Source organism: Paenibacillus terrae HPL-003 (genome assembly GCF_000235585.1).
In the GTDB taxonomy this organism is placed as follows: domain Bacteria; phylum Bacillota; class Bacilli; order Paenibacillales; family Paenibacillaceae; genus Paenibacillus; species Paenibacillus terrae_B.
The window spans coordinates 5,531,724-5,547,537 of the sequence record NC_016641.1 but is presented as its reverse complement, the minus strand read 5'-3'; the positions used below and the strand labels follow the sequence as shown (position 1 = coordinate 5,547,537).

7 protein-coding genes are annotated in these 15,814 nt (G+C 53.2%); 6 read left to right on the top strand and 1 reads right to left on the bottom strand.

Annotated elements, in window-relative coordinates:
• Positions 1-186 precede the first annotated feature (186 nt).
• The 5 genes from addB to HPL003_RS24585 all read left to right on the top strand — a co-directional run bounded on the left by addB (position 187) and on the right by HPL003_RS24585 (position 13,103).
• Positions 187-3,753, top strand: coding sequence for a helicase-exonuclease AddAB subunit AddB (gene addB / locus HPL003_RS24605; RefSeq protein WP_014282505.1), 3,567 nt, complete (start codon positions 187-189; stop codon positions 3,751-3,753).
• Positions 3,750-7,847, top strand: a complete 4,098-nt coding sequence (gene addA / locus HPL003_RS24600; protein ID WP_014282504.1) for a helicase-exonuclease AddAB subunit AddA — start codon at positions 3,750-3,752, stop codon at positions 7,845-7,847. The genes addB and addA overlap by 4 nt, the downstream gene beginning before the upstream one ends.
• Before the next feature lie 25 nt (positions 7,848-7,872).
• The gene (locus tag HPL003_RS24595) at positions 7,873-9,057 is read left to right on the top strand and encodes an exonuclease SbcCD subunit D (RefSeq protein ID WP_014282503.1); all 1,185 of its coding nucleotides are present in this window, start codon (positions 7,873-7,875) and stop codon (positions 9,055-9,057) included.
• Positions 9,054-12,452, top strand: coding sequence for an AAA family ATPase (locus HPL003_RS24590; protein WP_014282502.1), 3,399 nt, complete (start codon positions 9,054-9,056; stop codon positions 12,450-12,452). The genes HPL003_RS24595 and HPL003_RS24590 overlap by 4 nt, the downstream gene beginning before the upstream one ends.
• A 264-nt stretch (positions 12,453-12,716) precedes the next feature.
• Positions 12,717-13,103 carry a hypothetical protein gene (locus HPL003_RS24585; RefSeq protein WP_014282501.1) on the top strand — a complete coding sequence of 129 codons (387 nt, stop codon included), beginning with the start codon at positions 12,717-12,719 and terminating at the stop codon, positions 13,101-13,103.
• A 128-nt stretch (positions 13,104-13,231) separates the two neighbouring features.
• On the opposite strand, the gene HPL003_RS24580 is transcribed toward HPL003_RS24585, so the two are convergent.
• Complete coding sequence (locus HPL003_RS24580) at positions 13,232-14,176, bottom strand: DMT family transporter (RefSeq protein WP_014282500.1); 945 nt, start codon at positions 14,174-14,176, stop codon at positions 13,232-13,234.
• A 216-nt stretch (positions 14,177-14,392) separates the two neighbouring features.
• On the opposite strand from HPL003_RS24580, the gene HPL003_RS24575 reads away from it, so the two are divergent.
• Entirely contained in the window at positions 14,393-15,742 is a 1,350-nt protein-coding gene (locus tag HPL003_RS24575) for an aminotransferase-like domain-containing protein (RefSeq protein ID WP_043922904.1), read from the top strand.
• Positions 15,743-15,814 lie beyond the last annotated feature (72 nt).

Genomic DNA, 15,814 nt, shown 5'->3' with positions numbered 1-15,814 from the left:
CCTTTTTGGGTAGCGGAATAAGTAGATTAGGCTCGTTTCATCCATAAAACAGTCCTGTAGAGAAGGCATGCACCAAGCCAAACCTGCGGGACTGTTTGTGTTTTGGCAAACGTACGTTCTTTTCTCCCTTGCCTCATATGCTATACTGTTTAATAGATTGTTGTTCGTTGGAAAGGAGGCCGCATCATGTCGGTCCGTTTGTTAATTGGCCGCTCAGGCAGCGGGAAAAGTACGTTAATCCGTCGTGAAATGACGGCTATGCTACGCAAGGAACCGCTAGGCAAGCCTATGCTGTTACTTGTGCCGGAGCAATCGTCATTTGCTTCCGAGCATGCGCTGCTTACAGAAGCCGGAAACGGTATTCAGGGGACGGTGCGCGCACAGGTCATGGGATTTCATCGTCTTGCCTATTTGGTCATGCAGGAAACTGGGGGTTCGGCGCTGGTACCTGTGACGGAGGAAGGCAAGAAGATGCTTTTATATAAAATTATTCGTCGTCGCAAGGATGAACTGAGTTTATTTAAGGATTCGGGAGACCAGTTGGGCTTTGTGGATCGGTTAAATACGCTGTTTACAGAGCTGAAACAGTACGGGAATGATACTCGGTCTGTACCGGAGCAACTGGAGCGAATGAATGCTGCGGGGGAATCCACTCCGATTTTACGCGGCAAGCTCAAGGACATCAGTCTGATTTATGAGGATTTTGAAAGAGAGCTGACGCTTAAATATATTGACGGTGAGGATACGCTGCGTATGCTGGCGGAGCAGATTGCTGAGTCGTCTATTGTACGTGGGGCGGATATTTGGATGGATGGGTACCGCAGGTTTACGCCGCATGAATACAAGGTGGTGGAGCAGCTCATGCTGCATGCTTCTTCGTTGACGGTCGCGCTGACCTGCAATCGTAGCTACGAGAGTGGACAGCTTCCGCATGAGCTGGATTTGTTTCATCCTTCGGCAGCTACCTATGTAAAGCTTAAAGGGATGGCGGACGAGCTGATGATGGAGACACAGACACAACTGCTGCGCCCTGATCCGCTTCCGAGATTTAAGGACCGTCCGGCGTTGGCGTATCTGGAGGCAGAGTTTGAACGACGTGCGGGATATCGGAACCAGGAACGATCCATGCCGCAGCAACAGATGCGGGAGCGATGGAAAGATAAGCAGCCAGCAGAAATCAAACTGTATGCCGCAGCGAACCGACGTGTCGAGCTGGAGGGCGCAGTGCGCGAAATGCGCCGCCTGGCCCGAGATGAGGGGGCACGTTATCGGGAAATGGCTCTGTTCGTACGCCATATTGAGGATTATGAGCCGTGGGTGGAGCCGATATTCAAACAATATGAGGTTCCGGTGTTTCTGGATCAGCGCAGAAGCGTATTGCATCATCCATTGGTGGAAATGATTCGGGCTTCGCTGGATATCGTTCAGCGGCGTTGGCGGTACGAGGATGTATTTCGTGCGGTCAAAACGGATCTGCTGTTGCCGCAGGATGGACGGGTCAGCCGTGAGGATATGGACCGTCTGGAAAATTACGCATTGGCCTGCGGGATACAGGGCAGCCGCTGGACAGACGGACGGCCTTGGCAGGCTGTACCGAGCCTTTCGCTGGAGCTGGAGGAACAGGAGCGGAACCGTCAGCGGGATGAAACGCTGGATCTAATGGAGCTGTGCCGCGATGTGATCGTGACGCCTTTACGTGCGTTTGAGAAACGTCTGGGTAAGGCCCGGACTGCACTTGAGAAGTGTGAAGCGGTGTACTTGTTGCTGGAGGATGCAGAAATTGGGCATAAGCTGGATAACTTAATCCATCAAGCCGAGGAAGCGGGAAATCCCGAGCAGGCGAAGGAGCATCGTCAGGTATGGGATGCGGTGCTTGAACTGTTGGATCAGATCGTCGAAATGATGGGTGATGAGAAGCTGGACACTTCTTTGTTTGCCGGTGTTCTGGAAACGGGGCTGATAGAGTACCGTATGGGTCTTGTTCCGCCAGCTCTGGATCAGGTACTGGTAGGAAATACAGACCGTACTCGTGTAGCTGGTATTCACCATGCCTTTGTCCTGGGTATGAACGAAGGTGTGATGCCAGCTGTATTTCATGAGGACGGCGTGCTGAACGAGCAGGAACGTACCGCCTTGAATGAACGGGGAGTGGAGCTGGCACCGGATATGACAAGGCGTCTGCTGGATGAACGTTTTCTCGCGTATACGGCGCTCACGTCAGCCGGGAGCAGCCTGTGGATAAGCTACGCCGTGACCGACGAAGAGGGCAAGTCGTTGCTGCCGTCAGAGTTGGTACGGCATGTCCGTCAACTGTTCCCTGCTTTGGAAGAGCATCCGTTAGCTGCCTATCCTTTGCCTGGGGACTCGTGGACGACGCAATGGGAGTATGCTTCCCATCCGTCCGAGGCATTGCCGCAACTGATCGCGCAATTCCGACAATGGCGGCATGGTGGAGAGATTTTATCTCCCTGGTGGGAGGTATACAACTGGTATGCGCGCCAGCAGGGGCTTGAAAAGGACAAGCTGCGTCAGTTGCTGACTTCACTTTTTTACGAAAATCATGCCGAAATGCGGAAGGAAACGAGTCGCCGTCTATACGGCAGTAAGCTACGTACTAGCGTATCTCGTATGGAACGTTTTGTCGCTTGTCCGTTTTCGCATTTTGCTTCTCACGGTCTTCGCTTGAAGGAGCGCCAAATGTATCGGCTGAAGGCACCGGATATTGGGCAGTTGTTCCATGCGGCGCTCGGAGAGATGGCGATTAATTTACGTAAACGAAACGTGAGCTGGGGCAGTCTCAGTACAGAGGAATGCCGACAAGAGGCGGAATCGACGGTGGAGCGTTTGGCCCCCCGCCTGCAAGGCGAGATTTTAATGAGCTCCAAGCGGTACGGGTACATTTTGCGCAAGCTGAAAGACATTGTGAGTCGGGCTTCGCTGATTTTGGGTGAACATGCGCGTAGAGACAGCTTTGAGCCGATTGGACTGGAACTGGGGTTTGGGTCAGGACAGGACCTTCCCTCTTTGACCTTTCGGTTGGACAACGGTGTGGTGATGGAAATCGTCGGACGAATTGACCGCGTAGATGTGGCAGAGGGAGAAAAAGGGTTGCTTTTGCGTGTCATTGATTACAAGTCCAGCCAAAAGGATCTCAAGCTGCATGAGGTGTACTATGGCTTGTCCTTGCAAATGCTCACGTACTTGGACGTGCTGCTGAATGCGGCGGAGGAATGGCTTGGCGAGACGGCTTATCCGGCGGGTACGCTGTATTTTCACGTCCACAATCCGATGTTGCAGTCGCCGAATGGTCTTAGCGCGGAACAGGCCCGTCAGGAGCTTTTGAAACGCTTCAAGATGAAAGGGCTATTGCTGGCGGATCGGGATGTGGTTGGACAAATGGACACAGCATTGGATAAGGGGTATTCCTCCATTTTGCCAGTTGCGGTAAAGGCGGATGGCAGCTTTTACAGTAGTGCGTCTGTCGCTTCTCCAGAACAGTGGGATAGCCTGCTGGCTTCGGTACGCGATAATATCCGAACGATTGGGACACGCATGACAGAGGGCGACGTGGCGATTGAACCTTATCGTATCCAGCAAGAGACGGCATGTACCTTTTGTTCTTTCAAACCTGTTTGTCAATTTGACGACAGTCTGGAGGGCAGCGGCTACAACCAATGGGGGAAACCCGGCAAGGATCAGATATGGGATTTGCTCGGGTCTGCACAGGAAGGGAAAGGAGGAATGGACTTATGATAAGCACATCAGGAGCCCACGGCATACCCAAGCCGGAAGGCAGTATGTGGAGTGATGACCAGTGGCGTGCGATTTCCGAATCCGGCAACAACATGCTGGTAGCGGCGGCGGCGGGTTCTGGTAAAACAGCGGTGCTTGTAGAGCGCATTATTCGTAAAATCGCCGATCCCCGGCTCGGTTTCAGCGTGGATCGGCTGCTGGTAGCGACCTTTACCAAGGCTGCTGCCGCCGAAATGCGCCAACGTATACGTGAAGCTTTGGAACGTGTGCTGGAACAGGAGCCGGATAGTGAGCATGTACGTCGTCAGCTATCCCTGCTGAATCGGGCCTCGATTACAACGCTTCACTCTTTTTGTATGGAGGTCATTCGCAGGCATTATCAGGCCATTCCCCTTGATCCCGGTTTTCGGATTATGAATGAGCATGAGACGGAATTGCTGCGGCAGGAGCTACTGGAAGAATTATTTGAGGAAAAGTATGAGGCTAACGATGAGGGCAGTACGTTCCGCAGACTGGTGGACTGGTTTAGCGGTGAGCGCACAGATGATGCGATGTATGTGCTTGTTCAGCGCTTGTATGATTTTTCGCAAAGTCATCCCTGGCCGGAGCACTGGCTGAGGGAGACGGCAGCAGCGTTCCGTGTACAGGATGTGGCGGCTTTGGGAGAGACTCCTTGGGTCCGCAGCATTTTGGCGGATACGGCACTTTCGCTGCGCGGAGCAGCAAGCCTGCTGGATCAGGCCTATGAGACGGCTATGCAGCCCGGTGGCCCTGCACCCTATGCAGTGACGCTGCAGGAGGATACAGCGATGGTGAAGGGACTGCTACAGGAGTTGGAGACACAGCCATGGGCAGCACTGTATGATCACTTTCAGATAGCGGCCTTCGGCAAACTCAAGCCGGTCAAAAAGGATCAGACTGAGCCTGCACTACAGGAACGGGTCAAGGCGCTCCGTGAGGCAGCCAAAAAAATGATTACAGATATGAAGGCATCCCTGTTCGGCAGGAGATCAGAAGCCTATTTGGAGGAACTGCATGCGGCGGCTCCTCTGATGGACGAACTGGTGGAAACCGTTATTTTATTTGGCGAACGATTTCAACAGCACAAGCAGTCCAAAGGGCTGGTGGATTTCGGAGATTTGGAGCACTATTGTCTAAAAATATTACGTCATCCCGACTCCACTCCGTACAAACTGCTGCCTTCGGACGCTGCGCTCGAATACAAGGAGCAATTCGACGAGGTGCTGCTGGATGAGTACCAGGATATGAATACGGTACAGGAGGATATCGTTAGGCTGGTATCCCGTGAAGAACCGGGTAACCGTTTTATGGTAGGGGACGTGAAGCAGAGTATTTATCGGTTTCGATTAGCGGAGCCGGGTCTGTTTTTGAACAAATACCAACGGTACGGTATGCAGGAGCAGCAAGATGGCTTTTTAATTGATCTGGCGCGTAATTTCCGCAGTCGGGTGGAAGTCGTTGATGCGGTCAATTTGATGTTTCGGCAAATCATGAGCGTGGATGTGGCGGAAATTGAATATGATGAACGGGCATGGCTGGCGCATGGTGCCTCCTATCCTGAGCAGACGGAAAAGGATGCCACATCCCCATATGCACCTGAACTGCTGTTAGTTGATAAAGGCGGGCGTGGTCTTTCGGAGGCTCCGGAATTGTCCGAAACGGGTGATGAGTCCGCTTTGCAGGAAGGCGAAATGGCTGAGCTTGCGGAGCTGGAAACGGCACAATTGGAAGCTCGCGCAATCGCGCAGCGGATTAAGGAGCTGACAGGAGATACAGGCCAACCGCTGTTGATTTATGACAGAGGGTTAAAAGCGATGCGTCCGGCAGTCTTCGGTGATATTGTCATTTTGCTCCGTTCGGCAAGCGTATGGGCACCGCTGATTGTAGAGGAACTGCGTCTTGAGGGCATTCCGGCATCCGGGGAGCAGACGACAGGCTTTTTCAAAGCAACGGAAGTTGAGGTGATGCTGTCTCTGCTGCACATTATTGATAACCCGCAGCAGGACATCCCGCTGGCATCCGTGCTTCGTTCACCGATTGTAGGCTTGACCGAGGATGAGCTGGCACAAATCAGGCTGCAAAAGCCGGACGGATTATTTTATGGCGCTCTCCTTGCGGCGGCTGAGGCTGACCCTACACAGGATCGTGAAAATGGAACGTCCAGCGACATGCTGGAATTGGACCTTTTCGCAGGAGATTCGACAGATGCCTCAGATATGGATGACAGGAATAGCGGAAATACGTTGCCTGCCCGACTGCGTTCGTTTTTGCGCGATTTGGAAGCGTGGCGGCAGGAAGCAAGACAAGGCAGCTTGAGTGCATTGATTTGGCGTTTGCTGGAGGAAACGGGATATCTGGATTGGGTAGGTGGATTGCCCGGCGGTTCTCAACGTCAGAGTAATTTGCGGGCGCTGTATGACCGGGCGAGACAGTATGAGACTTCAGCCTCTAACCGGGGCTTGTTCCGATTTTTAACCTTTATTTCCCGTTTGCGAGAGCGAGGCGGTGATTTAGGCTCATCCAGTGGCGGTACTGAACCTGATCAGGCAGTCCGTATTATGACGATTCACAAGAGTAAAGGACTTGAATTTCCCGTCGTGTTCATCGCCGGAACGGCTAAAATGTTCAATCAGCAGGATCTGAATGCGCCGTTTCTTATGCATAAGGAGCTGGGGTTCGGTCCCAAATATGTGGAGGAACAAAATCGGGTCAGCTACCCGACGCTGCCTAATTTGGCGATTCGTCGACGTTCCCAGCTGGAGCTATTGGCTGAGGAAATGCGGGTGCTATACGTGGCGCTTACGCGCCCGCGTGAAAAGCTTATTATGACCGGAACCGTAAAGGATCTCACTTCACGTGCAGCGGGTTGGGCACGTGCCAAGGAGCATACGGAAACGGTTTTACCCGATTATATGCTGGCGGCAGGCCGTAGTTATTTGGACTGGGTAGGTCCTGCGTTGATCCGACATCCTTCTGCTGCTGTACTGAGGGAAGCGGCAGGGGATCAGGAGGGGAACTATCACAGGCTGGAATATATGCCGGGCGGTGATTGGCTATTTAGAATCATAGCTTCGGAGACTCTTTCCGGCTCTCGTTTGAATTTGGACCCTGAGGAAGAGAGTGTTAATGAAGAGCGTCAGCAGAAGACGGAAGCGTTGAAAAATGCCGAGCCGATAGACAAAAGGTGGCTCTCATCCGACTACGTGTCAAGTAGCCCAGCAGATATTGCAACAAGGGCTGATGCAGGTATTGCCGCTGCGCTTTCCTGGTCCTATCCGTATGAACGGGCAAGCAAGACGGCGGCGAATACATCGGTCACGGAAATGAAAAGATGGCTAACGATGCAGGAAGCTGCATCGGAAGATTGGCTGAATCTGTCTTCTTTTCAAGTAGCAGAGTTACCAGAGGAGATGGAAGATTCTCAGACTGGGGGAAATCGACTACACTTGCGCAGACCCAAATTTATGGGCAATCGGCGACTGACGCCAACGGAGCGTGGAACGGTATACCATACGCTGTTTCTGCATTTGCCGCTGGGTGGTGTGATGAACGCCGAGGTGATTGAGGAAACGAAGGCCTGTCTGCTGAACCAGCGTTTGTTGCTGGATGTTCAGGCGGAGGCATTAGATACGGCTAAAATATTGCGCTTTTTCACCAGCGAGCTGGGTCGTAGATTGCTGGAGGCATCCCATGTTCAACGTGAGCTTCCATTTACCTATACGATAGGAGCGGCAGATTTTTGGAGCCGCAGTTTGCCGTCGATGTTGTCAGCACAGGAAACAGAGCCGGGAGCGTCCAGGCAACAGCGGGAAAGCAGGACGTCAGAGCCTGGCCACGATGATAGAGTGCTGATGAACGGGATTATTGACTGCATGTTTGAAGGGCCAGAGGGGTTGGTTTTGCTTGATTACAAAACAGACCGTGTATCCGATTATCGGACGGTGTCTCATTTAACGGAGCAATATCGTTTTCAACTGGAGCTGTACGCCCATGTGATCGAAGATATTACAGGTAAAAGGGTTGCTGAGAAGTGGTTGTATTTTCTGGAGGCTGGAGAAAGTGTGCGATTGTAGTTGAACAGGAGAGAGGAGGAACAGCATGCGGATTTTGCATACGGGAGATTGGCATTTAGGGAGAACGCTGGAAGGGCGCAGCCGTTTGAAGGAGCAGGAGGCGTTCTTGGAAGAATTGGCGAAAATGGCTGACGATCAACAGGCAGATCTGATTATGATGGCTGGAGACGTGTACGACTCGGTCAATCCTCCAGCCGCCGCCGAGCAGCTATTTTATGAAACGTCTGCCCGTTTAACGGCTGGAGGAAGACCGTTGGTCGTTATTGCGGGTAATCATGATCAGCCGGAACGGGTATCCTCGGTTACGCCGCTGGTGAGTCAGCGCGGAATTACGTTGCTGGGGCTGCCCAGCGGGGAAGCGGTACGGATTCATACACCGCGTACAGGAGAAATGGCATGTATCGCAGCCTTGCCTTATCCTTCGGAGTCCCGTCTGAACGAATTGTTGTCCGAGGACGGAGACGAAACGGTATTGCGAGAGGCTTACAGTCGTCGTGTGGGGATGCTGATGACACAGCTCGGTACGGCGTTTCGACCTGATACCGTTAATCTGTCCATGAGCCACATTTATGTGCTTGGCGGGTTGGAGTCGGATTCGGAGCGTCCGATTCAGGTCGGGGGAGCCTATACCGTAGACCCGTCTGCGTTGAGCATCGGAGCGCAATATACTGCTTTGGGGCATTTGCACCGTCCCCAATATGTGAAGGGTGACGGACTGATGCGCTATAGCGGATCTCCGCTGGCGTATAGCTTTTCCGAAGCTGGGCAGGCCAAATCGGTCACGCTTATTGACGTGGTCGCAGGCAAGCCCGCACAGGTCGAGGAGCTGTATATTACGAGTGGACGGCCTTTAGTGAAATGGCGCGCACGGGGAGGTCTGGAAGAGGTGTATCGCTGGCTGGACGAAGGGCTGGATGCGGACGCCTTTATTGACCTGGAAATTACGCTGGATGAAGCGATGTCTCTGGGAGATATTCAGCGGCTGCGTAAAAGCCGTGAAGGCATCATTCACATCCGCCCGATGTATCCTGAAATGGCGGCGGCGCAGCTGGAACATCAGCGCTCAGAGCTGCCGGTTCACGAGCTGTTTCGGGCTTTTTATCAACGGCAAACTGGCGGCGCACAGCCGGATGATGGATTGGTGCAGCTATTTTTGGAGCTGGTGGAACAGGATGATGCAAGGGACCAAGCCGAGGAGGAGGATGTATGAAACCGATTCTTCTGAAATTGGCGGGGTTGCAAAGCTACCGGGAGTCGCAGGAAATCCATTTTGATGAGCTGACCGAAACCGGACTATTCGGGATCTTTGGCCCGACAGGCAGTGGTAAATCGACGTTGCTGGACGCGATTACGTTAGCTATGTACGGTAAGGTGGAACGGGCGGTGAATGGAACACAGGGCATTATGAATCATGCCGAGGATACGCTGTCCGTTGCGTTTACGTTCGAATTGATGTCAGCCCAAGGACCTCGTCGTTATCGTGTGGAGCGCCGATTCAAACGGGCTGGAGGCGTATCGGTGAATAATACGCTTAGTCGATTTATCGCGTTCACAGCGGACGGTGAGGAAGTCCTTGCTGACAAGGTGCAGGACGTGACGCGTTGTGTGGAGGAGTATATCGGCCTGAAAATGGACGACTTTACACGTGCTGTTGTATTGCCGCAGGGGAAGTTTGCCGAATTTTTATCTTTAAAGGGCAGTGAACGCAGACAGATGCTGCAGCGTTTGTTTCATTTGGAAAAGTACGGAGACCAGCTCGCACAGAAGCTGAGCCGCCGTGTGAAGGACAATGACGCTGCACTGAAAGCGTTGGAAGCGGAGCAACAGGGTCTGGGCGACGCGGGTGCCGAAGCGCTTGAACAGGCTGAGCAGCGTCTCAAAGAAGCTTTTGCCCATGCCGAGGCCTCGCGTCGCGAGCTGGAACGGGTGTCGCGCGAGACGGAAGCGCTGAACAAAATCCGTGAGCTGGTCATGGAGCGCAGCCTCCGGGCAAACGAGCTGGAGCAGTTGGCAGCACTGGAGCCGGACATTACTTCGCTGGAGCGCAAGCTCCGTCAGGCCTCCGCAGCCGAGGCATTGCTGCCTGCGCTGACAGATTGGAAGGAAGCCGCTGCCGAAGCGGATAAGCGCCGGAAGGCGGCGGAAGAAGCGGCGGTGCAGGCGAAATCGGCGCAGGAGGCTGCGGTTGTGTCTGTACAGGCAGATGAGCAGGCCCGGCAAGCTCTGGGTGCAGAGGAACCGAAGCTGTTGCTTCGAATCGAACAGTTGGAGCAGGCGCTGCAATTGGAGCGTGATACGGAAGCGTTGCGGACAGAACGGGACCGTCTGGCGGTAGAGCTTGCACAGAGTGAGCAAACCCTTGCTACATATGCCGAAGGACTCGTCAAGGAACAAGAGCTACAGGCGCGAGGATCGAAGCGGCAGCAGGAGCTTCAACAGGAATTGAAGCAGAATGAAGTGCGTGCAGATGAACGGCGAATGCTTCAAGAGGCTGTGCAACGGCTGCAACAACTGGAGACGGCGGATGAGCAGCTACGCGAAGCAGAGCAGGATTGTGTCACACAGGAACAAAGACTTGCCCAGGCTGACGAACGCCTGAAGCTGATGGAGCAGGAGACACATGAGGCGGAGGGACGTCGTTCCGCCCTTGCCACGCAGGCGGCTGGGGGCATTGAGGCGCTGCTCACGCTGGAGGCAGAGGTCACCGCCGATGTGTCGGCGCTGGCTGCCGAGGAGGAGCAGCTGCGCCATGAGCTGCGCGCCGAGGAGCTGGGCCGCCTCGCGCAGCACCTCGCATCCGAGCTGCGCGAGGGCGAGCCGTGCGCGGTGTGCGGCTCGCTGCACCACCCCGCGCCCGCCGTCACCGCGGCCCACGCCGCGGATGCCGCTGCGCCGGACGAGCTGCACCGCCTGCGGCTGGGCTTGCAGGAGCTGCGCCTTACGCTGCGCCAGCAGCTGCACGAGCAGCGCAGCTTGCTGGTGCAGCCCGCCGCCTCAGACGCTAGCGGCGCGGCCGCCACGGGCGAGCCGGCTGCGCCCAGCGCCATGCCAGCCGCGCCGCGCGGTGCCGCCGCTTGGGCGGAGCGCTGCGCGGGGCTGGAACAGGCGGCAGCCGAGCTGGCCGCCCGTGCGCGTACGCTGCCTGCGGAGGCGCACGCGCTACGCGAGGCGGACGCCGCCGGACAGCAGCGGCGTATCCGCGCAGCCGCCGAGCAAGAGGCGGCTGTCGCAGCACTGACGCAGGCGCGGAGCAAGCGCGAGGCATGCACCACGCGCAGCGGGGCATTACGCGCCGAATGGACGGCGCAGCTGCCGGACGTGGCGCCGGGCGAAGCTGCGGAGCGTTATCGCGCCATGCAGGAGCGCGACGGGCGCGCGGAAGAGCTGCGGTCCCGGCTGGAGACGAGCGTGACCTTCCTCGAAGAGAAGGCGGCGCGTGTTCAGCAGATCCAGCAGAGCATCATCGAGGAAGACAAAATCATTATTGCCCGTCGTACCGGGCTCCAGAACAAAGATGACTCGCTGCGCGAAAAAATGGTCCAGCTTCGCAAGTGGGTTGGAGAAGACCCTGCGGCTTCCTTGCTGGAAGAAGTGAACTCATGCCTTCGAGGGCTTAGAAACGAAGCCGAAGCCGCTGCACGCCGCCGCGCTGAAGCGGAAGAACGCAAGCAGCAAGCCGTTCATGCTTCGCTGATTGCCCGGCAGGCATCCGATTCGGCGGAAGAAAGACGGCAGGTATCGGAGTCCCGCTGGAGCAGTCGTCTGGAAGCCTCCCTTTTTGCTACCGAAGCAGAGGTCGTGGAATGCTGTCTCGGGCCGGAGGAAGCCGCACGTTATGAACGTGAAGTGAGCCTGCACCGGGAACGTGAACAAGGGCTGTCCTCCCGTTTAAAGCATGTGGAAGAACAGCTGGATGGAGCAACAGTGACCGAGGAACAGTGGGAAACGGCCGCAGCCCAGCTGCGTGATTGCCGTACACGTGACGAAGAGGCGCTTCAGAATCGTGCCAAGGCTGAGCGTGATCTGGAGGATTTGCAGCATCGGCATGTCCGCTGGATGGAGCTGGAATCCAATCGGACACATTTGCGCAGCGAGGCAGATAAGATGTCCAAGCTTCAGTCCGTTTTCCGGGGCAACGCCTTCGTCGAATACATTGCCGAGGAGCAGTTAATGCAAGTCAGTCAGTCGGCTTCACGACGTTTACGTTTTCTGACCAAGCAGCGTTATGCGCTAGAGGTAGATTCCAGCGGTGGCTTTGTCATTAGTGACGATGCCAACGGCGGGGTCAAGCGTCCAGTATCGACCTTGTCCGGCGGTGAAACGTTCCTGACCTCCTTGTCGCTCGCACTCGCGCTGTCGGCCCAGATTCAATTGCGCGGCCAATACCCGCTGCAATTTTTCTTTCTGGATGAAGGCTTTGGAACGTTGGACCCTGAACTGCTGGACACGGTGATCACCTCGCTGGAAAAGCTGCATCACGATCAACTGTCAGTTGGCGTGATCAGCCATGTGCCCGAGCTGCGTGCCCGTCTGCCGCGCAAGCTGGTCGTTCTTCCCGCAGAGCAGGCCGGAGGCGGCTCCCGCGTGGTCATGGAAACATTTTGAAGCGACGTGATACAGATCACAGATACAGTTTCAAAGTGTTGTTATAATACAGCTAAGCCGACAAGTTAATCATACAGCACCCCGGCGGACGTATGCTGCGGAAGGAAACTTCCCGTCATACGTCCGTTCAGAGGGGCTCTGCCAAGAGCCTCCGGGGTGCTTCTTTTTTTGTTTGCAAGCCGGAATTCGCCCAATTTGATGTAGCACATAGCCCATTTTTGAATAACATACGGTATACATGCAAGAGCCTAGGAGGAAACAACCATGGAAAAAAGCATGACGAACGTAAAAGGGACAGCACCGGAAAAAATGGATGCCAAAATGCTATGTCAACAGCATATGCACCGCTACGTGTGCGTATGGGTGAAGGATGGAACGATGTATGACGGAATTGTGGAGCATGTGGATGATGAAAAATTATATTTGGCAGTTCCCGTGGGTGAAGCAGAGAACGTAAATCTCCCTTATCCGCCTAACAACTGTGGCTGCGGTTCCCGTGCTTATGGCGGCTTTGCATCCTACCCGCCATATCCGTACCCGGTAACCGGCATAGGCTACGGATATGGTTTCCCATATGGACGTCGGCGCTTTAACCGTCTGATCCTGCCGCTTGCTGCGCTGACCGCAATCAGCCTGCTCCCTTATTATTAAACTCCTGTCTTTTTAATCGCCATAGTGTGGTCATCATGACCTACTTAAGGCTGCTTCTTCCGCCAGGAAGAAACAGCCTCTTTTTTTACCTATGTCATTCCAAATCTAATCTCAGCATGCCACCTACCTCATAACATGCCCTCAGCTATCTCAACAATCTTTCTTTTCCGGCCCAAATAATTGGTTCCGATCACCCCGGCTATGATCAGTACCGAGCCAATCAGATGGTACACTGTTATTTCTTCGCCAATAAACAAAGCCCCGGCTGCGATAGACACGATGGTCGACAGATTGGTAAATACGCTCATTTTCGATGCCTCTATTTTGGACAAAGCATAATTCGCAGTCAGTGAAGTGATAAGCGAGGCCACCACGCCAAGATATATAATGGACAGTACGAAAGTGCCGTTACCGGACAATGCGACAAACTGGCTCAGCGTTCCACCTTGAATATGTTTCGTGAGCGATACGACCAGAAACGTAATAAACCCGATGCCCATCATAAAATAACTGATTTCCGCCGGACTAAAATGCTTCGACAGAGAGCGTGCCAAAACGCTGTATCCGGCAAAAGCTACACACGTCAGGAAGAGCATGGAGATCCCGCCCAAATTGGACAAGTTAAAGCTGCTCCCTTTCATGATAAAGATGAACACAACGCCGAACACAGATAAAAAGATCGACAGCTTCTGCAAAAGGGTCGTTGTTTCTTTTAAAAATAGGGAAGCAATGATCATCGTTACAACGGGTGTGAAGGCATACATAATACCTCCCTCGGCGGAGGTTGCGTGCTGTAATCCAAATGCTTGTAGCGTGAAAAATCCCAGCGGGTACATCAAAGCCAGCAGCAGCGCTTTAAATATGGGTTTGCCCCGATAAGACAACTTGATCCACCCCAAGGCCACCGGAATCGACAGGACTATAAAAGAAGCCGCAAACCGGTAGGTCAGCGTATCGATGGGATGGGCATGCACCAGTGCCATTTTAGTAAATAAAAATGAAAATCCAATAATTGCAGCATTCAGCACTGCAAAGAAATAAGCCAGTTTTAATCCGTTTGTTTGGGTGTTCATAAGCTGCCCTCCTCTCTTTCATACTTCGGGACCGTGTTCGCGAACGTCCTCTCCGATGAACTAAAGGTACAACAATGAGCGAGCCTGTGGGATATCAAATTATCATAACTGTATCGGTACAATTTTATAGAATGGGGCATCCTTATTATCCATAAAGCATGTTAATATCAACCGTATAAAGAAGTAGGAAGTGAAATAAACAGGAGGAGGATCATGGTGAAAAAATATATTTCGATTCTATCGGATATAGAGCTTAAAATTCGCGAGGGGCAATACATCTCGGGTCAGAAGCTGCCTTCTATCCGAGATGCTTCAGAGCTGTACGGATGCAGCAAAAGCACGATTTTGCGGGCATACGCCGAACTTGAAAAGAAACACGCCATCTATTCCATTCCGCAAAGCGGATATTATGTGGTGGAAAACTCTGGCGATGTGCGTCATAGCCAAGGTCATATTCAGGCCTCGATTGATTTTGCTTCGGCCTCCCCGGATTTAAACGTATTTCCTTATCTGGACTTTCAGCACTGTCTGAATCAGGCCATTGATACGTACAAATATCATTTGTTCACCTACGGAGATTCGCAAGGGCTGGAGACACTGCGTCATACGCTTGTTTCTCACTTGGCCGATAATCAGGTATTTGCAAAAATGGAGCGGATTATCGTCACTTCTGGTGTTCAGCAGGCACTGGAAATCCTTGCTAAAATGCCGTTTCCGAACGGCAAAAGGACGGTTTTGGTAGAGCAGCCGAGCTACGATATTTATTTGCGTTTTTTGGAGGGAGAGAGCATACCCGTCAGCACCATCGCCCGAACAGCAGTAGGTATGGATTTACAGGAATTGGAGCATCAATTTAAGAACGGGAGCATCAAGTTTTTTTACACCATGTCAAGATATCATAATCCCCTGGGGACCTCATACAACACAGAGGAACGCAAAGCTATAGCCGCATTAGCTGCCAAATACGATGTGTACATTGTGGAGGATGATTACATGGCTGATTTGGGGATCGATCACCTTTTTGATCCTATCTATGCGTACGATCAGACAGACCGTGTTATTTATTTAAAAAGCTTCTCGAAAATCATTTTCCCGGGCCTGCGCTTAGGCGTTGCGGTTTTGCCGGAGACCCTGTTAGAGACGTTCAGCGCACACAAAAGATACGTCGACACCTCCATTTTATCTCAGGCCGCACTTGATATTTATATTAAAAATGGAATGTATGAACGCCACAAGCACACGATATGCAGGCTGTATGCGGAACGCATTCGTATTTTAAACCAGGCAGTGGAGCGATACAATCAGAACGGGGTGATTGAAGTGTCGGCTGTAAGCTCGGGAGTGTATATGCAGTTTAAGCTGCCCCGGACAGTGAACATGGAGCGTTTGGTGCAGCGTCTTGCCGCGAGAAAGGTACAGGTGGTATCTGGTAAAGGATTTTACTTATCCGATTATAAGGAACACGAAAAGTTTTTACGCATCAGTATTTCACGTGCTCAGCCGGATCAAATTGACGAAGGGGTGAAAGCTATTATAGAGGAAGCGGGAAGAGGAAACTGGTATTAAGACCCTTTTTCCGTTATGATACATAGAGAAACATAGGTATAACAAACCATAGCTGTATATGTTCAATTCGGT

Coding starts and splice junctions, on each gene's coding strand:
- addB (WP_014282505.1), top strand. CDS start 187: ATGTCGGTCCGTTTGTTAATTGGCCGCTCAGGCAGCGGGAAAAGTACG.
- addA (WP_014282504.1), top strand. CDS start 3,750: ATGATAAGCACATCAGGAGCCCACGGCATACCCAAGCCGGAAGGCAGT.
- HPL003_RS24595 (WP_014282503.1), top strand. CDS start 7,873: ATGCGGATTTTGCATACGGGAGATTGGCATTTAGGGAGAACGCTGGAA.
- HPL003_RS24590 (WP_014282502.1), top strand. CDS start 9,054: ATGAAACCGATTCTTCTGAAATTGGCGGGGTTGCAAAGCTACCGGGAG.
- HPL003_RS24585 (WP_014282501.1), top strand. CDS start 12,717: ATGGAAAAAAGCATGACGAACGTAAAAGGGACAGCACCGGAAAAAATG.
- HPL003_RS24580 (WP_014282500.1), bottom strand. CDS start 14,176: ATGAACACCCAAACAAACGGATTAAAACTGGCTTATTTCTTTGCAGTG.